This window comes from Maridesulfovibrio spiralis (SeqCode) (genome assembly GCF_048571135.1).
Taxonomy (GTDB): domain Bacteria; phylum Desulfobacterota; class Desulfovibrionia; order Desulfovibrionales; family Desulfovibrionaceae; genus Maridesulfovibrio; species Maridesulfovibrio spiralis.
Window position 1 is genome coordinate 3110001 of record NZ_CP182344.1, and the last position, 21730, is coordinate 3131730.

General features: G+C 46.3%; 14 protein-coding genes and 2 rRNA genes (1 of these 16 running past the window's edge). 14 read left to right on the forward strand and 2 right to left on the reverse strand.

All coding sequences use genetic code 11. The features are described from left to right. The 3 genes from ACNI29_RS13890 to ACNI29_RS13900 form a co-directional block, all read left to right on the forward strand. Positions 1 to 2637, forward strand: a 23S ribosomal RNA gene (locus ACNI29_RS13890); it begins 297 nt to the left of the window's first position. A 99-nt stretch (positions 2638 to 2736) separates the two neighbouring features. After that, positions 2737 to 2851 (forward strand): 5S ribosomal RNA (gene rrf / locus ACNI29_RS13895). 729 nt (positions 2852 to 3580) lie between these two features. Beyond that, positions 3581 to 6799: a S8 family serine peptidase gene (locus tag ACNI29_RS13900; protein ID WP_419778960.1), complete on the forward strand. Its 3219-nt coding sequence runs from the start codon at positions 3581 to 3583 to the stop codon at positions 6797 to 6799. Positions 6800 to 6805: 6 nt separating this feature from the next. Here ACNI29_RS13900 and ACNI29_RS13905 read toward each other — a convergent pair whose 3' ends face one another. Continuing rightward, a complete protein-coding gene (locus ACNI29_RS13905; RefSeq protein WP_419778961.1) occupies positions 6806 to 7585 on the reverse strand; it encodes a YkgJ family cysteine cluster protein in 780 nt (259 codons plus the stop codon). Positions 7586 to 7739: 154 nt separating this feature from the next. Next, positions 7740 to 8609 carry a LysR substrate-binding domain-containing protein gene (locus tag ACNI29_RS13910; protein WP_419778962.1) on the reverse strand — a complete coding sequence of 290 codons (870 nt, stop codon included), beginning with the start codon at positions 8607 to 8609 and terminating at the stop codon, positions 7740 to 7742. A 106-nt stretch (positions 8610 to 8715) separates the two neighbouring features. Here ACNI29_RS13910 and ACNI29_RS13915 point away from each other — a divergent pair, with 106 nt between their 5' ends. The 11 genes from ACNI29_RS13915 to dgcA all read left to right on the forward strand — a co-directional run bounded on the left by ACNI29_RS13915 (position 8716) and on the right by dgcA (position 21713). Further along, on the forward strand, positions 8716 to 9342 hold the full coding sequence (locus ACNI29_RS13915; protein WP_419778963.1) for a LysE family translocator: 627 nt from the start codon (positions 8716 to 8718) through the stop codon (positions 9340 to 9342). 34 nt (positions 9343 to 9376) lie between these two features. Continuing rightward, positions 9377 to 9742, forward strand: a complete 366-nt coding sequence (locus tag ACNI29_RS13920; RefSeq protein WP_419778964.1) for a cupin domain-containing protein — start codon at positions 9377 to 9379, stop codon at positions 9740 to 9742. Between the two features lie 277 nt (positions 9743 to 10019). Further along, positions 10020 to 11885: a PAS domain S-box protein gene (locus tag ACNI29_RS13925; protein WP_419778965.1), complete on the forward strand. Its 1866-nt coding sequence runs from the start codon at positions 10020 to 10022 to the stop codon at positions 11883 to 11885. A gap of 471 nt (positions 11886 to 12356) precedes the next feature. Continuing rightward, on the forward strand, positions 12357 to 14753 hold the full coding sequence (locus ACNI29_RS13930; RefSeq protein WP_419778966.1) for a PEP/pyruvate-binding domain-containing protein: 2397 nt from the start codon (positions 12357 to 12359) through the stop codon (positions 14751 to 14753). A gap of 4 nt (positions 14754 to 14757) precedes the next feature. Beyond that, positions 14758 to 15387, forward strand: coding sequence for a gamma-glutamyl-gamma-aminobutyrate hydrolase family protein (locus tag ACNI29_RS13935; RefSeq protein WP_419778967.1), 630 nt, complete (start codon positions 14758 to 14760; stop codon positions 15385 to 15387). Positions 15388 to 15406: 19 nt separating this feature from the next. Then, on the forward strand, positions 15407 to 16153 hold the full coding sequence (locus tag ACNI29_RS13940; RefSeq protein ID WP_419778968.1) for a phosphocholine cytidylyltransferase family protein: 747 nt from the start codon (positions 15407 to 15409) through the stop codon (positions 16151 to 16153). Between the two features lie 56 nt (positions 16154 to 16209). After that, positions 16210 to 16959 carry a class I SAM-dependent methyltransferase gene (locus ACNI29_RS13945; protein ID WP_419778969.1) on the forward strand — a complete coding sequence of 250 codons (750 nt, stop codon included), beginning with the start codon at positions 16210 to 16212 and terminating at the stop codon, positions 16957 to 16959. Positions 16960 to 16961: 2 nt separating this feature from the next. Continuing rightward, entirely contained in the window at positions 16962 to 17483 is a 522-nt protein-coding gene (locus tag ACNI29_RS13950) for an adenylyl-sulfate kinase (protein WP_419778970.1), read from the forward strand. Positions 17484 to 17704: 221 nt separating this feature from the next. Then, positions 17705 to 19174, forward strand: coding sequence for an adenylate/guanylate cyclase domain-containing protein (locus tag ACNI29_RS13955; RefSeq protein WP_419778971.1), 1470 nt, complete (start codon positions 17705 to 17707; stop codon positions 19172 to 19174). A 575-nt stretch (positions 19175 to 19749) separates the two neighbouring features. Then, complete coding sequence (gene dgcN, locus ACNI29_RS13960; protein WP_419778972.1) at positions 19750 to 20745, forward strand: N-acetyltransferase DgcN; 996 nt, start codon at positions 19750 to 19752, stop codon at positions 20743 to 20745. Beyond that, entirely contained in the window at positions 20745 to 21713 is a 969-nt protein-coding gene (gene dgcA / locus ACNI29_RS13965) for an N-acetyl-D-Glu racemase DgcA (protein WP_419778973.1), read from the forward strand. The genes dgcN and dgcA overlap by 1 nt, the downstream gene beginning before the upstream one ends. The last annotated feature ends 17 nt before the right edge of the window (positions 21714 to 21730 follow it).

Genomic DNA, 21730 nt, shown 5'->3' on the forward strand with positions numbered 1-21730 from the left:
GGTTGTAGGACCACAATATGTGATCTGTCTAGATAGGGGAAGCGTCTGGGAAGGCGCGTCGTAGAGAGTGAAAGCCTCGTACCCGAAGTCGGCGACAGCACTAGTGGCACCTGAGTACCACGGGACACGTGAAACCCCGTGGGAATCTGGGAGGACCATCTTCCAAGGCTAAATACTACTTAGAGACCGATAGTGAACCAGTACCGTGAGGGAAAGGTGAAAAGAACCCCTGTTAGGGGAGTGAAATAGAACCTGAAACCAGTTGCCTACAAGCTGTGGGAGCAGACTTGATCTGTGACCACTTGCCTTTTGCATAATGGGCCAGTGAGTTAATCTGTAATGCAAGGTTAAGCAGTGATGTGTAGCCGCAGCGAAAGCGAGTCTGAATAGGGCGACAAGTATTGCGGATTAGACCCGAAACCAGGTGATCTATCCATGGGCAGGCTGAAGCTTGAGTAAAATCAAGTGGAGGGCCGAACCGTTGTAAGTTGAAAATTACTCGGATGACCTGTGGATAGGGGTGAAAGGCCAATCAAACTTGGTGATAGCTGGTTCTCTCCGAAATATATTGAGGTATAGCCTCAGGAGTTTTCTTGCGGAGGTAGAGCACTGACAAGGCTAGGGGTCCCACCAGATTACCAAACCTTATCAAACTCCGAATGCCGTAAGATATATCCTGGGAGTCAGACTGCGGGTGCGAAGGTCCGTAGTCGAAAGGGAAACAGCCCAGACCGTCAGCTAAGGTCCCCAAATCCATACTCAGTGGAAAAGGTGGTGGAGTTGTATAGACAGCCAGGAGGTTGGCTTAGAAGCAGCCATCCTTTAAAGAAAGCGTAATAGCTCACTGGTCTAACGATTCTGCGCCGAAAATGTAACGGGGCTAAGTATGGTACCGAAGCTACGGGATGCGTCTTTGACGCATCGGTAGGAGAGCGTTCTCAGATGGGATGAAGGTGAATCGGAAGGTTTGCTGGACTAATGAGAAGTGATTATGCTGGCATGAGTAACGATAAAACAAGTGAGAAACTTGTTCGCCGTAAGACTAAGGTTTCCTGGGTAAAGCTAATCTTCCCAGGGTTAGTCGGTCCCTAAGGCGAGGCCGAAAGGCGTAGTCGATGGAAAACGGGTTAATATTCCCGTACCAGCAAATGTGTGCGATGGAGGGACGCAGTAGGATAGCTCAGCCGGCTGTTGGATATGCCGGTGTAAGTGCGTAGGCTTGAGGAATAGGCAAATCCGTTCCTCTTTAAGGCCGAGACACGATGCCGTAACTTTACGTTTGAAGTGAGTAATTCCAGACTGCCTAGAAAATCTTCTAAGTTTAGCATTTGTTGACCGTACCGCAAACCAACACAGGTAGTCGGGTCGAGTAGACCAAGGCGCTTGAGAGAACTCTGGTTAAGGAACTCGGCAAAATGATCCCGTAAGTTAGCGATAAGGGATGCTCCAGACGGTGAAGTTATATACTCTCCGAGCTGTTTGGAGCCGCAGAGAATCGGGGGGGGCGACTGTTTACTAAAAACATAGGTCTCTGCTAAGTCGTAAGACGATGTATAGGGACTGACGCCTGCCCGGTGCTGGAAGGTTAAAAGGAGGTGTTAGCTTCGGCGAAGCTCCGAATTGAAGCCCCAGTAAACGGCGGCCGTAACTATAACGGTCCTAAGGTAGCGAAATTCCTTGTCGGGTAAGTTCCGACCTGCACGAATGGCGTAACGATCTCCCCACTGTCTCAACCAGAGACTCAGTGAAATTGAATTACCGGTGAAAATGCCGGTTACCCGCGGTAAGACGGAAAGACCCTGTGCACCTTTACTATAGCTTGACATTGGGTTTAGGGCTATCATGTGTAGGATAGGTGGGAGGCTTTGAAGTCGGCACGCTAGTGTCGGTGGAGCCAACCTTGAAATACCACCCTTGATAGTCTTGAATTCTAATCCAACGCCGTCATCCGGCTTGGAGACAGTGTCTGGTGGGTAGTTTGACTGGGGCGGTCGCCTCCCAAAAAGTAACGGAGGCTTGCAAAGGTTCCCTCAGGCTGATTGGAAACCAGCCGTTGAGTGCAAAGGCATAAGGGAGCTTGACTGTAAGACAGACATGTCGAGCAGGAACGAAAGTTGGTCTTAGTGATCCGGTGGTTCCGCATGGAAGGGCCATCGCTCATAGGATAAAAGGTACGCCGGGGATAACAGGCTGATCGCGCCCAAGAGTTCACATCGACGGCGCGGTTTGGCACCTCGATGTCGGCTCATCACATCCTGGGGCTGAAGCAGGTCCCAAGGGTTCGGCTGTTCGCCGATTAAAGTGGTACGCGAGCTGGGTTTAAAACGTCGTGAGACAGTTTGGTCCCTATCTACCGTGGGCGTAGGATAATTGAAGAGGGTCTGCCCCTAGTACGAGAGGACCGGGGTGGACGAACCTATGGTGTTCCTGTTGTCGCGCCAGCGGCATTGCAGGGTAGCTAAGTTCGGAAGGGATAACCGCTGAAAGCATCTAAGCGGGAAGCCTGCCTCAAGATTAGTTATCCCTATGCTTTTGCATCTAAAGATTCCAGGGAGACCACCTGGTTGATAGGCCGGAGGTGTAAGTGTGGCGACACATTCAGCTGACCGGTACTAATAAATCGTGCGACTTATTTTTCTTCTCTTCCCTTAACTTTAACCCCAAAAGGTTGAAGCAAAGGGTAAAATTCTTCTCTATTAAACCATATATTTTTGCTCATCGAAGCAAGCCATATTTGCTTGCGACCATTGAGGAGAGGTCACACCCGACCCCATTCCGAACTCGGAAGTTAAGCTCTCCATCGCCGATGATACTGCTGGGTAGCCAGTGGGAAAGTAGGTCGTCGCAAGCTTTTATTTCAAGCCCCTGAACTTAGGTTCAGGGGCTTTTTTTTGTTCCGCACATACTCAGGATGGGGGCCGGATTGTTAAGTGGGGCGGAGGGCCTCCGGCGGCTTAAGAAAACCATTGGAACTACTGTCAAATACCGTGGTTTTACAATGATCTGTAATTTAAGCGATCATGGTCATATTTAGGGGGAAATGCTTGTATCTGATTACGGAAGTGCAAATCAGTATCTATGGAAGGCTATAAAGTTGATATAGCCAGGGTGTGTTTGAAGCGTAATCTTTCGAGTCGATGCTTGGCATTTCTTCACTTCACTTCAAATCATTCTTGGTGGATATATTGAATGAAGTTCATTGCCTGTTGATTACGCGAAAATTACAGAGATGTAATTTCATACATCTTAGATCTCCCAGTCAGATTAAGTTGAAAAGATGTCCAAAACTCTTTAAAGCATCTGTCGTTACTTATCATAAAGCGTACTATGATTACAGATGGTTTCTTCTTGACACTAAAAGCATTTATTCAATATCTCATCACGATAGTCTTTACTTGGAGATATGTCTGTTATGAGGTTGTTGCTTTATCCGGTGTTTATTTTTGTTGTTGTATTTTTAATTTTTATTTCGTTAATCGCTACGGTTCCAGTTTCTGCCCATGCTTCAGCTCAATCTATGCAACTTTTTTTTCAAGACAGACATGTCGATCCTTTGAAGGGGGAGTTGGTTCCAAGACTATTGCCTTCAGAGAAGGTATCCGACCCTGAAATTTCTAAAGAGCCTCTATCCGTATTATCCTTCGCCAGAAAGCTGCCCCGGCTTTTTTCTTTTACTGCTGCTGTTGAAGTGGAAGAATACGATTATTATGTTGTCCAGTTTAGCGGGCCGGTTCAAGGAGAGTGGAAAGAATCTCTGAGAAGTCTCGGAGCGGTCTTTTATGATTATATTCCCCAGTACGCTTTTATCATCAAATTAGTCACTTCAAAGGTTGATTCTGTTGAGCGGTACAGTTTTGTCCGCTGGATAGGCGAGTATGATCCTAATTTGAAATTATCAGGCCGAATTTTTGATATAGCTCCCGATGACCTTAAGGAACAGGGCGGGATGGTTGAACTTCGGGTCTTGGCATTTCCGGGTGAGGACCGTTCTTCCCTGCTTAGCAGTATACAATCCAAAGGAGGAACTGTTGTGCATGTTAATCCTTCGGAATGGGGTATGCGGTTCGGAGTCAGTATTCCTGTTCAAAATATAGAAAAGTTAAAGGATATTAAAGGCGTTAAGTGGATTGAGAAAGCTCCTGAACACCGGACGGACAATAATATATCATCAGGCATAATCGAAGCACGTCACGAGCAGGGAAGGGTTTGGAATGTTTCGGGAAGTACCTTGTACGGCAAGGGACAGGTTGTGGCCGTCTGTGACAGCGGCATAGACACGGGCGACCCTGATAACATGCACAGGGATTTTAGTGACGGACAAGGATCAAGCCGGGTCACCAATACTGTTTTCGACAAAGCCAGCACCAAGGATTACAGCGGACATGGAACACATGTTGCCGGCATTGTCGCGGGTAATGGCCTCGAATCCGGTTCTTCCCCGCAATCCGATTCCTTTCCAACTACCTGCTATGCCGGAATTGCCCCTGAGGCAGAATTATATTTCCAATCTGCTGGTTCTGATGACGGTAGTTCTAACTTACCGGGAATTCCATCGGATCTGTCACTACTTTTCCAGCCGGCTTATGATGCCGGGGCGCGTATCCATACAAATAGTTGGGGAACTTCCGGGGCTGGAAGTTATGACAGCGAAAGTGTTTCCGTTGACCAGTTTATGTGGGATAATAAAAATTTTTTAGTGCTCTATGCTGCAGGTAATGCCGGATACGATAAGGATATGAACGGTGTTATTGATCCCTATTGCATTGATTCTCCGGCGACAGCTAAAAACTGTCTTTCCGTGGGAGCTTCAGAGTCCTACCGTATAGGGGCTTCTGAGGGTTTTTCCACTGTAGGGTACGGGCGATTTCGAACTTATGCAGAACCTGTTGCTTCTGACTTGTTTGCAGATAAACCATATGGTCTTGCTGCGTTCTCCAGCCGTGGCCCGACAATGGATGGAAGATATAAACCTGAAGTTGTCGCGCCCGGTACCAATATCCTGTCTACCCGTTCATCCGTTCAGCTCGGAAACGGCTGGGGGGCTTTTAACGAAGATTATTATTGGTCCGGTGGAACGAGCATGGCAACTCCTCTTGTTGCAGGCATGGCAGCGTTAATGCGGGAATACCTGATCGAAGAGAAGGAGCACGACGATCCCAGCGCGGCACTTGTAAAGACCAGTATAATCCACGGAGCAGTATCTCTTTCTCCCGGGCAGTACGGCACTGATTCATATCAGGAAATATCAGGCCGCCCCGATTTTTCACAGGGCTGGGGCAGGGTTGATCTGGAAGCTTCTCTTGATTCCGATGACAGCTGTGAAATAGAATATCATGACATTAAAACCTCTACTCCTGCCGATGCTTCATATGTGAGGACGTTTTCATTTGATGTAGCTAATAGCGCCAAACCGTTTAAAGCCACTCTCGGCTGGACAGACTATCCTGGATCGGCAGCAGCTCACGGAGGGCTTGTTAACGATCTCGATCTGCGGGTTCAACGGCCCGATGGTTCTTGGATTTACCCGGACAACGCAGTCGGTTTAAGTTCATTAACCAGATATGTGTATATCACTTCGGTTTCGGGTTTTTATAAAGAAAGCGTAATCGGACTGCTTCTTACTCCCCCGTCTTATCCATGTCTATTGGAATCCGTAGCGTTGGCTTTCAGTAACAGTGGCAGTCTGTCTTCAGACGTTGATATTGTTGTCTATCGTTACGACGGAGGGGTGGGAGAAGAACTTTTTAGAAAATCTTTTGCATACATTCCTTCCGGAGAATATGCCTTGCCGGTAGGGTTGACTGTTTCGTCTGGAAATATCGTGGTTGCAGTCGAAAAGAATAGCAGTTCACTGGGTGTATACTACAAAAATGAAAATCCGACTGCCCGGGGACTGGTTAAAACCGGCGGGGTTTGGCAGGAAGCAGCATTGACTCCTGCTATCATCGCTAACTTCAGGACAATATCAGCTAGCACCAAGTCAGACCGGATTAATAATACGGAATCTGTCACGATCAACAATCCTGTGCCTGGAATTTATAAAGCTGAAATTTCCGCCTACAGTATACCTGTAGGGCCACAGCCTTATGCCCTGGTTTTGAGCGGGATGATTGGCGAAAAGCCAGTTGATGGACAAATTGAGGTAAACTCGGAACAGCCTGATGCCCCTGTTGCTGTTTTGCTGGATAAATCAACTACAGCCAGTTCAGCTGAAATTACAAATGCCGGCTATGGAACTTCTCTGGAGAAAGTATACAGTGCTAAGTCCTCTTTTCGTATACAGACTACCGAGGACAGCATTATCAGTGTTAAATATGCGGTGAGCGGGTTACCTGCACTCAAGGCACAGGAGCTGGTTCTGGCCAAATTGTTAAGCAGCGGGACAAGTCTGGCTTTTAGATACGCAACTTATGAAAATTATACAGACGGCAATTGGTGGCTGTCAGATGTGTCCGGTAATTATGTTGATTCAAATACTACTTTGGATTCATCTCAATCATATTATGTAGTTTCGGTGATCAAGGATGGTGGACCTTATGATGAGAATTCTGAAAAAGGAGTAATTGATGATCCACAGATTTTAGGGGTGGTGAAGCATTCTCCAGCTGTTACTGAGCATGTCGACGAGAAGAAGGATGACCCACATGTTATTGAGACCGAGCAGCCTTCTGGAGAGACAACCGGGTGTACCATCGGTTCCGATGGTGATTTTGGATTGGTTGCCTTACTGCTGTTCGCTGTTTTGACAATGCTGCCGAGATATTTCGCCCGAAAAGAATCCACATTTGGAAGGAATTAAGCAAAACTATTTACTAAAAAATTCATCAACATGGTTCAAGAAGCGGGTTACCATTTCCACAGCGGGTGCTTTGGGGCGCGGAAAGTAGGTAAGAAGTCCGTTGATTAAAAAGATTGTCGGTAAGGGAATTCCACGGGTAAAGATTGCTTCTTCTCCATCGAATGAAGCAGCTGCACTGGCGAAGTCGTGTGTTAAGGGGATTTTTTTGACAAGATGATCGTTTTTGAAACTGCCTTTGCAGTAGGCTGGATCAGAGCTGACAAGGTACTGGCGGCAGATAAACGGGCGGAATGGATATATGCTGCAGGAATCGTCGACCAGAAACGGACAACTCTGGTTAAGCTGCCAGTATTCTTTTTGAATGTTGATGATATTAGCTTTGTCGTCAAATTTGTTTACGTGAAAATCAAGAAGGTCTTTCAGCAGTCCTTTTTCTTCCAGCTTTTCCAGAATTGTGTCGAAGGCATTTTTTATTCTGCTTCTTTCCGGTTCGTTTAAACTGTTCACAAGGTGTACCAAGAGTATCGCTTCATGAATTGAGACTGTGATCAATTGATGGCAGCAGGTTTCGCAGCCCTTGTCGCACTTGGTGTGAAGTCCGTTCCTGCTGTGTTCTTCAAGGGTTGATTGAAGGACTTTGTTATAAATAGTGTATATTTCCGGCAGAATGTCTACGAAGGAAACATCGCCATCCGGCGGTGTCAAAATGCAGGAGATGGATTGCTTCTCGTCCAGTTCAATTTCGACTTCTAGCTGTGAGTCTTTCGCAGTTGTTTTTACCTTCATTTGTATCTCCGGAAACTTATATTTGTATCGCTCGGCTAAAATTTATTGTGCTGACAATGAATAGCCCATGCATGCAATATCCTGTTCAATATAAAGTATGCAAGCCCGCAATTATGATTGTGCGTAATATGCCCTACGTATTTTTACAGAATGGTCAGGCTGGGGGTAAACCAAGTTCTGATTTCAGCCAGTCGATGAAGGTGTTCATGTTGCAGTCTTTTTCCGGGCGATCCAAGGACAGGATTACATAGTCAATTGCAGTTTTTTTGAAGCCGTAAGGAGCCACCAGCAATCCTTGCTTGATGTGTTCCTGAACCATCGGCTCCGGTCCAATGGCGAGACCGAAGTCAGTGGAAGCCGCTTGCAGGCTGAAATAAAAGTGGTCGAAATTCTTTTCAGAATCAGATTCAATCTGGGTGTTTGAGATTTTATTCCAGTCATCCCAAGCTTCAGGGCGTGTGCGGGTATGCAGGAGTTGCTTGGGTGTTTTTTTGTGCTTTTCCCAGTATGCCGGACTGCAAACCGGGCCGATCCTTTCCTTGCCCAGTAGCGTGCAATGATAGTGGGGAGGCCAGGCGAAGTCCGATCTGCGTATTGCTAGATGGACTCCTTCCGCTGATATGTCAATCGGGCCGCCCGCAGTTGCGAGATGGATGTCGATCTGCGGAGCTTTCCGACGGAAATCATCCAGCTTCGGCATGAGCCAACGCATCGCCAGCGAGGGCTCGCAGGACACAGACAGCCTTCGCTTTGATTCCGGTGTTTTAAGTTTTTCACAGACTTTTTCCAGCCTATTCAGGATGTTGTCCACTTCTTTTGCAAGGTCTGCTCCTTTCTCTGTAATAAATAGTCCTCTGTTGCGTCTGGTGAAAAGTTCAAACCCAAAGAATTCTTCCAGCTGTTTAACGGCCCTGCTGACTGCACCATGGGTAAGATGTAGCTCTTGCGCAGCTTTAGTGAGGCTCTGATGTTTTGCTGCTGCCCGGAAGCTGACAAGCGGTTTGAGAGGAGGGATATTGTTCATGAGTATTTGTGATTTTTTTTCATGCAATTTGTGATTTGTTTTCGCTTTTAAGTAGTTATTTCCTCTTGTATAACGTCATCTATCGAAAGTCTACGAGGTGAAACTTATGAATTTAGTTGATATTAATTTAGCATTGATTGCAGCTGTAACGATTTTAGCAGTTATCAGTCCCGGCCCTGATTTCGCGATCATTGTCAGGAATGGTCTGCGTTTTGGTCGCAAAATGGGTTTGGCAACAGCCTTGGGTATCGCCGGGGGCGTAGTTGTTCATACAACTTATGTTCTGCTGGGTTTAAGTTATGTGGTTGCGGAATATGCATGGGTGCTGGAGGCGGTCCGCTATGCCGGAGCAGGGTATCTCTTGTGGTTGGGAGCATCGGCCTTTTTTCCGCAAAAGTCAGACACGCAGGCGGAGTCTTGTGATGATGTCGTCTCTGTCTCTTTTTGGGGAGCATTTCGGAATGGTTTTTTGTGCAACGCGCTTAATCCTAAGACCATGCTTTTTTTTATTGCCCTGTTCACACAGGTGGTGTCGCCGGAAACTTCACTGGCTCTAAAGCTGGGTATCGGAGCATTCATTTCCTTGACCCATCTGGTGTGGTTTGCTTTCATCGTTTTTGTGCTGACCGGTCAACGTACGCAAAAGCTGGTTGCGCAGTGGCGGGAAGGTGTAGAAAAAGTTGTGGGTGTCTGTCTGTTCGGGCTGGGCGCGAAGCTGGCCTTGGATGCTTAGAAAGATCCAGCCTTAATTCATTGGAGATAATATTATGGAATTTAAATCGATTAATTTTGCTGAGAAGCTGGCACTATTTTCCGAACATTGGTCTCCCAGAGTCATCGCGGAGATGAACGACTATCAGTTTAAGCTTGTCAAATTTAGAGGGGAATTTGTCTGGCATGACCATGCGGACACTGATGAAGTTTTTATAGTCCTTACTGGTGAGATGAAAATTCAATTTCGTGACGGTGAGGTCGTTTTAGGGGGCGGTGAAATGTTTGTGGTTGAGAAGGGAGTTGAGCACAAACCGTTTGCGGAGGAAGAGTGCCAAGTGTTGCTTGTTGAGCCTCGGGGTGTAGTTAATACCGGAGAAGTGGATAGTGGATTGAAGGCCGAGAATGATAATTGGATTTAGCTGATTACCCATTTACCTAATGCCGTGGTGTCTCTTTTTTAAGATTTTATAATTGTTTATTAATTATAGACACGAATGTGTCTTGGCTTGATCTTCATGCTATTTATATCTATGTTGCAAAAAGTAATGATTATGAATTGCTTTAGTGAGGTGGTATGTATTTTAACGTACCAAGCTAAATAGTAGATGGCACTAGCTGTAATTGGAAAGTTTGCCCTTTACTTTGCTATTTATGCTTAGGGCTTCCTTGCAACAATGTTTTAAGGATTCATTAGTAATGAAGTACACAGATTTCAGCAAAGAAGAGTTGATTGCACGGATCGAAAGTCTTGAAGCTTTGGTTGAATTGTCAGGGAGTGGTGAGGGACATAATATTTCGCGGTTGATTGAAGCTGAAGAGCGCGACCGGTTTTATGAAATCCTCTCAGCCCTTGATACCGGTCTAAGGATCATTGAACCTGATATGACAATTGGATGGGTTAATGCCAAGATCAGAGAAATGTTTCCTCGTTCTGATATTGTAGGACAGAAGTGCTATAAGGTTTTTGGGGCTGACGATGGTTTTTGTAAGGATTGTGCTACCCGGCGCAGTTTTGATGATGGGTCTTCGTCTACGACTGAGCATTACCACCCGACCCATAAAAAATGGTTTTCCGTGTACACGGTCCCCATCCATGATGAGAGCGGTAAGGTTGTCAGGGTGTTGGAGAGTGTTACTGATATTTCACAACAGAAGAAGACGGAATTGCATTTGAAGCAGAGTGAGTACAGGTATCGGTCTCTTTTTAATGATAATTCAGTGGCGATGTTTCTGGTTAATCCTGCGGACGGGAAATTGATTGATGTTAATAAGGCTGCTGAGCGTTTATATGGGTGGTCGCGGGCTGAGATGCAGGAAATGTCGGTATATGACATTAATACCATGCCTAGAGAAGACCTTGCGATGGAAATAACACGGAACCTGCGTCTCGATAAAAACACATTTCATTTCCAGCACCGTGATGCCTACGGTGAAATTCACGATGTAGAAATTCATAGCGGCCCCATAATGGTTGATGGGCGTAAAATAATTCACTCAAGTATCATCGATGTTACTGAACGCAAGAAGAACGAGCTGGAATTAATGCGGTTGCGGCGATCAGTTGAGAATAGCTTTGCTTCAGTTGTTATTACGGATAAAGGCGGGAACATCGTTTATGTGAACCCTGCATTTTTGCAAGTGACAGGGTATTCGCGTGATGAAGCAATCGGCAAAAATACCAGGGTGCTCAAGTCTGGAGTTCATACGGATGAGTTTTATAAGGAAATGTGGCGCACAATCGTTCGCGGCACCACGTGGCGGGGTGAAATTTGTAACCGTAAAAAGGACGGAACTCTTTTCTGGGAGCAGGCGACGATTTCTCCTGTGATAGATAATGAGGGGTGTCTTACTAATTACGTAGCAGTTAAGGATGACATTACTGAGCGTAAGGAGCTTGAAAGATTGAAGGAAGATGTTGAACGCATAATGCACCATGACCTGAAAAATCCATTGAACGGTATCATCGGTCTTCCTGAAATTTTACTTATGGACGACCGTTTAAGTGAAGAGCATCAAAATATTCTTGAGATGATTAAAACCTCCGGTTACCGCATGTTGCGGATGATTGATTCTTCACTGAATATTTTTAAAATGGAAAATAATACATATAGTTACTTCCCGCAGCTTGTAGATCTTCGTGCTGTGCTGGAGACTCTGCTCAAGGATATTGAATCAAAGTGTTCTTCCAAAGGACTTGAAATTGTTCTGGAAGGAAATACTGCAAAACCTTTGAATGTTTTGGCTGAGCACGATCTGCTTTATATTATGTTCTCCAATATTATTGTTAACGCTGTTGAAGCCTCTCCTATGGGGGAAAGAATCGTAGTTCAGTTGCCTTACAGTCCGGATCGGTGTGTTAAGGTTATCAACAAAGGTGCAGTTCCGGAGCAGGTTCGTTATGACTTTTTCGAAAAGTATAAAACCCATGGCAAAATGGGCGGCACGGGAATCGGAACATATTCAAGTATGCTTATTGCCGAGACAATGGGGTATGGATTGGAAATGTCTACTTCTGATGAAGAGGATATGACTGTTATCGAAGTTAGTGTTGTTTATCGATAATCAAGAGTGTGAAGAGACGGCAGAGAAGTTACTTCGCACGGCAACTTTCGACCTCAGACTGGAATTGTCAATAGTGGGTTGAATAGGTCTCTTGAGTGTATGGTGGAGACTCACTGAAAGTGAAGGACATTGACTATTTAAAAAAAACAATGATAAATGGGTGATGGTGTTGGAGACTTGGCTTTGAAGTCCATCACCAAAATAATAAAACTAATTTTGCGGGAATGTTATTTTTGCTCGTATTGGTAGAGAATGGTTCGCTATGTTTCTGCATTACGATGTAGCGAAAAAGCACCGCTGATTGTATCTGGAACCAGCAGCCCAGTGACCGCATCAGTAGGCATTCTTAATGCTTTGAGAAATGGTTCTACTCTTGATTGTGAGGCTCTGTTTAGGAAAGCGGATTAAGCTCTCTAAGTAGTCAAAAGTTCAGGGCGAAACAAGGTTGTAGGTTATTGAATGGTGCCGAAGATGAAGTATGAATTCGGAACAAAAGCTGAAACTTTAGAAGCACTGAATAAAGCGGGATTTAATATCCCGCCGTTGTATTATTTCAGTCTGGCGGAGTGGGAGCATGATTCAGCTTCGATTCTGAAGGCTGTTCAAGACTCTTTTTACGGTAAAGACGGCAATATTATTGTTCGCAGCAGTTCTCTGGCTGAAGACAGTAGTGAAGCCTCACATGCCGGGGCTTTCGAATCCATTCTGGATATCGATCCCGGATTCCGGTCTGAAGTACGCGAGGCCGTTGAAGCTGTTTTCGCTTCCTATGACGGTTCTGCCGAAAATCAGGTCCTGATTCAGCCGATGGTCCGGAACATTGAGGTCAGCGGTGTTATCATGACCCGGTGCCTACAGGACGGTTCACCGTATTACGTAGTCAATTATGATGATGAATCCGGTAAAACCGATTCCATTACCGGCGGGACTGGCGTCAGCAAGACTATCTATATCTATAAAGGTGTCTCGGAAGGAGACTTTGATTCGTCCCGGGTACGCATGATGATGAGCCTTGTTCGGGAGCTTGAAGTAGTGTTTCCCGGTGTTCCGCTGGATATTGAATTCGCATTGGATAAAGATCAGGTGATGCACCTGTTTCAGGTGCGCAGAATCTGTACCTGTCAGAATTGGAAACCGGATGTTGAAAACATCGTTTCTGATAAAATTTCATTTGTGGAGCAGTACGTCTCCCAATACCTGAAAAGGCGGGCCGGGGTATTCGGCGAAAGGTCCATGCTTGGCGTAATGCCCGACTGGAATCCGGCTGAGATTATCGGAGTTACTCCGCGTCCTCTTGCAGCTTCGCTTTATCGGGAAATCATTACCCGCAGGAATTGGAGCAGGGCGCGCGAGGAAATGGGCTATAGGCGCATGCCTCCTGAAGAGTTAATGGTGCTCGTGGCAGGAAGGCCTTATATTGATATCCGCAACAGCTTCAATTCCTTTTTGCCATCCAGTGTATCTGCCGAATCTTCTGAGAAGATTATCAATGCATGGCTGGATTATCTGGACCGCAATCCGCAGTATCATGACAAAATTGAATTCGAAGTTGCTTCTACTATTCATGATCCCTGCTTTGAAGAAGATTTCAAGTCCCGTTATTCCGGATTGCTTACTGATGATGAATTCGCAGACTACAAGGATAGGCTTCTTGAACTGACCAATAGAAACCTCATGCCCGGTGGTTCCCTTGATAAAGCGTATGAGCGCATCGATCATCTTGCCGATCTTCAGCAAGAATATGGTTCATGGGAAAATTGTGATTCTGTTTTTGAAATGCTGGCAATGGTCAAGCAGTTGCTTGAGGATTGTTCAGAGTTCGGGACTCTTCCTTTTTCCATAATAGCAAGACATGGTTTTATTGCTGAGTCTTTTTTGCGGGCTATCATCCGTAAACAGGGTCTTACTGCTGATCGAGTCAATGAATTCAAAAGATCGGTAGAGACTGTTTCCGGTGAGTTGAGCCGGGATTTCAGGCTGGTTTGTTCCGGCAGCCTCGGGCGTGATTACTTCTTTCAAAGATACGGTCATTTGCGTCCGGGGACTTACGATATTCTTTCTCCACGGTACCTTGATCGCGGTGACCTCTTTAATGAGTCAGTGGAAATGCATGAAGAATCTCCGGATTGTCATGATTTTTCCCTGACCCGCGGTGAATGTGACGCCATAAATGCTATATTTGCGGAGTTCGGTATCACAGCGGTGGATGCTGATCTGTTTATGGATTATGCAGCTAAAGCCATCGCGGGCCGTGAGTATGCAAAGTTTGTATTTACCCGCAACCTTTCCAATGCCCTGGAAGGCATTTCGCGCTGGGGGCTGATTGTTGGGCTTGATAAGCAGGAACTTTCTTTTCTGAGCCTGCCGGAAATCCTCGATAGTCTATTTTCGCAATTGGATGATAATATCCGGGAGCATTTTGTGGCTTTAATCGAGAATGGCAAGCGTCAATACGAGTTGGCAAACTCGTTTAAGCTCAGCTATTTGATTAGGTCCTCAAAAGATGTGTATATTGTCCCCCAGCACAGGTGCGCGCCCAATTTTATTACCACGAAAAAGGTTGAGGCCCCTGTGGCCCGGGTCAATACGGATTCTGTTAAGAGTCAGAATCTCGATGGATGTGTAGTCTGTATTGAAAGTGCAGACCCCGGTTATGATTGGGTTTTTACCCGTTCTATTGCCGGATTGGTGACCAAGTATGGCGGGACCAATTCCCATATGGCTATACGCTGCGCGGAATATGGGCTGCCGGCAGCTATCGGTTGTGGTGAGTTGCTGTTTGAAAAAGTCTCGGCAGCAAAAAGATGTACACTTGATGCCGGACAGCAGACTTTGAGTCCTGATTCCTCAGGCACGGAATTTAGTTAAGCACATGTTTGATCAATTACGTATCGGCTTAACCATGCGTCGCAGTGATGCCTGTGATTATCATGAGCCTAGGGAAGGACTTGCACTTTCCTGGGGAGATTTTCTGCGTGAAGCGTTGCCCGGTTGCGTCTGGGTTGCCCTTCCGAACACGGGAGAATCAATTGTACGCACTGTGGATGAGCTTGGTTTGAATGGATTAATTCTGACCGGGGGCGAGGATACGGGCGTATATCCGCAAAGGGATGCGAGCGAAATGGCTCTGATTGCCCATGCCATGCAAAAAGATATTCCGCTTATGGGGATCTGTCGCGGCTTGCAGATGCTGAATGCTTATTTCGGCGGGAAGTTAGTTGCCTGCTCCAATGGTGAGCATGTTGGTGTGCGTCATGATGTGTCTTTGGCGGAGAATCCATTTTGCGGCATAGGTAGGTTGGAAGTTAATTCTTTTCATAGCAACGGAATTTCTTCGGACGATCTTTCAGAAGCTCTGGTGCCTTTTGCTTCGGATTCTTCTGGTTTGATTGAAGGAGTTTATTCGACACAGCACAAAGTTGCTGGACTGATGTGGCATCCGGAAAGGGAAACTGAGTTTGTTGAGTCGGACATGGCTATCTTCAGAAAATTTTTTACGTAATTTGTTTAAGGATTAGCAAATGAAGGCAGTAATTCTAGCCGCCGGCCGTGGATCGCGCATGAAAGCTGAAACCAGCGATAAGCCCAAGTGCCTGATCGAACTCATGGGTAAGCCGCTTTTGCACTGGCAGCTTGAAGCTTTGCAAAAAGGCGGTGTCGACCGAATTCTGGTTGTTCGTGGTTACCATGCGGATAAGTTGAACGGTGATTTCGAAACCGTCGATAATCCGCGCTGGGCGGAATCAAATATGGTTGAGACCCTACGCAGGGCTTCATCATGGCTTGAGGACGGACCTTCTGTTATTTCTTATTCCGACATTGTTTATCGCCCTGAGCATGTGCGCGCTATCAGCGAATGTGATTGTGATATAGCCATAACTTACGATGTCCGCTGGGAAAGGTTGTGGGAGTTGCGTTTTCAAGATCCGTTAAGCGATGCGGAAACTTTCAGGGAAGCTGACGGTCGTCTTCTTGAGATTGGTGGGCGTGCTGAAAGTGTTGATGAAATTAAAGGGCAATACATGGGACTGCTTTACATGACTCCGCACGGTTGGAGTATTGTGGACGGTTTGCTTAGTGAGCTGGGGCAACAGCAGGTTGATCAGCTTGATATGACCGCGCTACTGCGTTTGCTTCTTGAAAAGGGAGTGCAGATTGGAGTTGTCCCGGTCGAAGGTGGTTGGGTTGAGGCTGATTCCATGCAGGATGTCAGGGCTTATGAAGAAGTTCTGGCACGGGATAAAGATTGGAGTCATGATTGGCGATAACAAGCAGGATGTAATCATTTTGCTAATGAAATAAATTTTGGATGTTAGGAGGAGTAATGAAAACTGAATGGGATTACACTGATCTTGCCGATGCATATCTTGAGAGGCCTGCTTATGCTCCCGAGCTTTTGACTGAACTCTTCGAGATTGGAGGTTTACAGGAAGGAGATCGTGTCTGTGACGTTGGGGCTGGCGTTGCTCATTTGACAATTCCGCTCGCAGAACAGGGTTTTCTGGTTGATGCAGTAGAGCCTAACGATGCAATGCGGGCTAATGGAATCAAAAGAACCTCCGCGATGAAAAATGTGACATGGTATGAAGGAACCGGTGAAGATACCGGGCGTCCTGCCGGAGAGTATGATTTTGTCAGTTTCGGATCTTCTTTCAATGTTTGTGATCGGGAATTAGCAATGAAAGAAGTCAACCGTTTGTTGAAGAGCGGCAAATGGTTTACCTGTATGTGGAACCATCGTCAGCTTGATGATCCTATCCAGAGCAGGATTGAATCCATCATTAAAGAAAACATTGAAGGTTACGGATATGGAACCCGGCGTGAAAGCCAGACAGAAATAATTAGTTCGTCTCCGTATTTTCATAATGTAATTGAGAAAGAAGGAACGATTCTACATACCCAGAAGATTGTGAAGACTGTCGAGGCGTGGAGATCACATGGAACTCTTCATAGACAGGCCGGAGATAAATTCCCAAAAATTATTGAGCAGATAGAATCGTATCTCGAATCCCTTGGTGTCGATGAGATTAAAATCCCTTATACTACCCGTGCCTGGATTGCACAGAAAAAGTAGTTATGTCTGGAAAAGTAATCTGGCTGACGGGATTGTCCGCATCAGGTAAATCGACTATTGCACGGGCAATGCAGAAGCTTCTCAAGGAAGGTGGAATTACGCCCCTGCTGCTTGATGGCGACCAGTTTCGGGAGGCGGTTGGGGATCATAATTGCGGGCATGATCCTGAGAGCAGGATTTTGAATGCTTATCGGATCAGCCGTTTTGCGAATATGGCCGCAAGACAGGGATTAGTTGTTATCGTTGCGACCATGTCGCTTTACCATGAGATTCACCGCTGGAACCGCAGTAATTTTCCGGACTATTTTGAGGTGTTTATCAAGGCTGATCTGGCTGTCTTGAAGGAAAGGGACCCTAAAGGGTTATACAAGCATCTCGAAACCGGAAATGCGCAGAATCTGCCGGGCATGGACCTTGAACCGGAATTTCCGCTCAACCCGGAGTTGATCGTGGAGAACAACGAACAACGGGGTAATGTTGACGAGATAGCCGTAAGCATTGCCAAAAAAGCGCAGGTGCTTTGATCGTTTTATTATGTTTGCTAAGATGTTTATCAAGAATCCCCGGCAATGATTTGTTGCCGGGGATTTTTAGGTTTTGTCTATGGTAGTTGGATGCCTGATAAAAGGAAGTATGTTTCGAAGCAGATCTCTTGTGTTAATCCATTTATGCTAATATTTTTGTTTTAATCTTTCACGCAGTTAGGTAAGAATGAATTTATAGTTGTTAAAATAGGAGTTGTGGTGTGCAGGAACGTAGCCGTCCGGTTGTCTTCGTAGTTAATGCTGTAAAGCCTGAAATGGATATCTTCGCCCAGATTCTTCGCGAGGATTATACTTTGTTGATGGCGATGAGTGTTCATCATGTGCTTGAGGTTGCTGTTCGGGAACAGCCTGATCTCATTTTGCTTGATGCTGATCTGAAAGATGTGAAAAGTTGTGATATATGCAAGAAGCTAAAGTCTACTGACGGCACTGCCCATATTCCGGTTATTCTTATTACTGGCAGCAGAAAGTCCGAAGATGAACTGCATTGGTTTGAGTCCGGTGCAGTTGATTTTATCCGCCGCCCCTTAAGTCCGCCTATGGTTTTGCGCCGCGTTGCAACTGCCTTGATCCAGAAGGAACAGTCTGAAAGATTGGAAGGGCTTTCCGATAAGCTTGGGCGCTATCTCTCTCCTCAGGTTTACGAATCTATATTTTACGGTAAGCACGACTCCCTCATGGGGACCAAGCGCAAAAAGCTTACCATTTTCTTTTCCGATATAGTGGGGTTCACTTCCACCACCGAACGCATGGAACCTGAAGATATGACGATTCTGCTGAACAACTATCTTGACCGTATGTCTTCCATTGCCATCAAGCATGGCGGGACCATTGATAAATTCATTGGTGATGCGGTGCTTATCTTTTTTGGAGATCCTGTATCAAGGGGACATAAGGCTGATGCTGTTGCCTGTGTGAATATGGCTATTGAGATGCGCGAAGCCTTGAAGGAAATGCAACAGGAATGGTTTGATCTTGGTATTTCCTCGCCTTTTAAAGTTCGTATGGGGATTAATACGGGGTTCTGCACGGTTGGTAATTTTGGTTCCAAGCAGTTGATGGACTACACTATTATCGGTGGGCAGGTTAACGTTGCCGCACGTCTTGAGCAGAATGCGCCGCCGGACCAGATTCTCATTTCCCACGAAACATGGGCATTGGTAAAAGATGATTTTCGTTGTCTTGGCCGCGCGCCTATTTCCGTTAAAGGCATACAGCATTCTATCCGTACTTATCAGGTCATTGGCAGGGCTGATGCTGTTACTCTGGATTTACCCGGTTCTTTGGGGGAAATGGTCTGGCCTGCGCAGACTATATCTATTGCCAGTAAGGTTTCTGATGCTTTGATGAAGCTAAGGGATAGTGGAGAGTGGGCTTGCCTTATTGTGCTGGACGGACTTTCACCCGTGGGCATGGTTACCAAAGGGCGCATGGATGAAATAGTGCGCCGGGAAACAGATAAGGCCCTTTTTTTAGATCGTCCTGTTGCATCGGTTATGGATGGGGAGCTGCTTGTGCTTCCTTCCGAATCTGAACTGGATGAGGTGGCGAAGAGCGCTTTGTCCCGTGAAGGCAGCTATACTTTTGATCCCATTGCAGTGACCCGAAACGGAGAGTTCTCAGGATTGGTTTCTGTACGCTGCCTTATGCAGAGGATTGTCAGTCCTTAATTCTTGGCCGGGTGCGCTTATTCGGTTGTCCGAATCGGGTAGTATTTTTAGTTGTCATGTGCATTTTCCCATCTTAGGTTGTTTATTGTTTTGCTGATTCTTGGGGTTGTTAGAGATGTCTGTTGGGATGGATCTTTCTAAAAATTAAATCAGCTGATTTGATATCTATATGACGGTGAGCAAAGGACATTTCTGATTGGAAATGTCCTTTTTTCGTTAAAAAGCCCTGTGCCACAACGTTTTTTATGAATCAGTAAACAATAATGTAAAATAAATATGGACCAGCTTCGTTTTTTTTGGTGTTAAAACGTATAAAATTTAAAAAAGTAGTTAAAAATTAGAATTAAATTTAATGAATAACGTTTTTGTCGAATGTAAACTCTGGTAAAACTCTCTATCAGACAATTTTATGCATTTGTGTGCGTGCTTTTAGTCTGTTTCTTTTGAGGGCTTCGGTTCTGTATATGTATAACTTGCCGTTATTTTGAGTTTTTCCGTTGCTTGCCATGATCTGGCATGTAAATTGATAAGCCAGCAGAACCTTACGAAAAGATTAAAAAAAGGGGATAGTAACCATGTTTGATGCACCATATTTACTTTTTCTTGGAGATGCTCCTGATGGCCTTGCTGCGAAAATGGCGCAGGGTATTTATGACTGGCGACCTGAAGCTGTGGCCGGACAGTTCCGTATGGAAGAGTGTAAAGCTGACCTCGGAATCAAAGACCTTACCATTAAAGAGGCCGTTGCGGCCGGAGCAAAGACCCTGGTTATCGGAGTTGTTAACCGAGGCGGAGTGATTTCTGACAGCTGGAAGTCCATATTGGTTGAAGCTCTGGAGTCCGGTATGGATATTGCCTCCGGTCTGCATACTCTGCTGTGTGATCAGCCAGAGCTCGTTGAGGCAGCTGAGAAGAACGGCTGTACCCTGCACGATGTGCGTATCCCTACCGTTAAGTACCCCATTGCAAATGGTAAAAAACGTATCGGTAAACGCTGTCTTGCTGTTGGTACTGACTGCTCTGTTGGTAAAATGTACACCGCCTTGGCAATTGACCGCGAAATGAAAAAGCAGGGCCTCAAGTCCACTTTCTGTCCCACCGGCCAGACCGGTATTCTGATTGAAGGTCACGGCGTGCCTCTTGATGCGGTTATTGCCGACTTCATGGCCGGCTCCATTGAATACCTTACTCCTGATAACGATGCCGACCACTGGGATATCATCGAAGGTCAGGGCAGCCTTTACCATGCATCCTACTCCGGTGTTACCATGGCACTTATTCATGGCGGACAGCCAGATGCATTGATCATCTGCCACGAGCCTACACGTGAACACATGCGCGGCCTGCCTGATTACCAGCAGCCGACTCTCGAAGAGCTGCGTGACACTGCACTCACCCTTGCCAAAGTTGTAAATCCTGAGTGTAAGGCTGTTGCTGCATCCATTAATACCCAGCACCTTTCTGAAGAAGAGGCACTGGCTTACCTTGCCGAAGTTGAAGAGCAGATGGGTATTCCCGCTGTTGATCCTTTCCGTCAGGGTGCTGCACGTCTGGTTGAGGCGTTGGTATAATGAAGATTTCGGTTACAAAAGACGTTTTTGCCCTGGCGCAGGTTTTCACTATCGCGCGGGGATCCCGGACCGAAGCTGTTGTGTTGCGGGTCGAGATCGAAGAAGACGGTTTTACCGGGCGTGGGGAATGCGTTCCCTACGCCCGCTACAATGAGACTGTAGAGTCGGTAACCGCTCAGATTGAGGGGCTGAGAACTCCTTTGAACCGTGCTGAACTTCAGTCCGTGCTGGAACCAGGTGCTGCCCGAAATGCTGTGGATTGCGCTCTCTGGGATCTGGAGGCCAAAAAAAACGGAATTCCGGTATGGAAGCTGGCTGGACTCAGTGAGCCCACTCCGGAAATTACTGCTTATACACTTTCTCTGGGCACTCCTGAAAAAATGGAACAGCAGGCCGCTAAGAATGCTTCACGGCCTTTGCTCAAAACCAAGCTCGGTGGCGGCATTGAAGACATTGCCCGCATTGAGGCCGTGCGTCGTGGTGCTCCTGATTCCCGCATAATCGTTGATGCTAACGAGGGTTGGACTGCTGAAATTTATCGCGAGATGGCTCCGGTGCTGGTTCGTCTCGGTGTTGAAATGGTTGAGCAGCCGCTTCCTGCATCCGATGATGATGCTTTACTTGAAATTGAAAGGGTTTTGCCTGTCTGTGCTGATGAGTCCTGTCATGACCGTAAATCGTTGGCTGCTCTCAAGGGCAAGTATGACATGATCAATATTAAGTTGGATAAGACCGGCGGGCTGACTGAAGCTCTTAAGCTGCGTGAGGCAGCCATTGCTGAAGGTTACAAAGTCATGGTCGGTTGCATGGTCGGATCTTCGCTGGCTATGGCCCCGGCAGTACTTGTTGCCAGTGGGGCTGCTGTGGTAGACCTTGACGGTCCTCTGCTTTTAGCCGAAGACAGAACTCATCCGCTGGAATACGATGACAAATTTGTTTTTCCCCCGAAAAATGCTCTGTGGGGATAGTTTTTTAATCTATCATA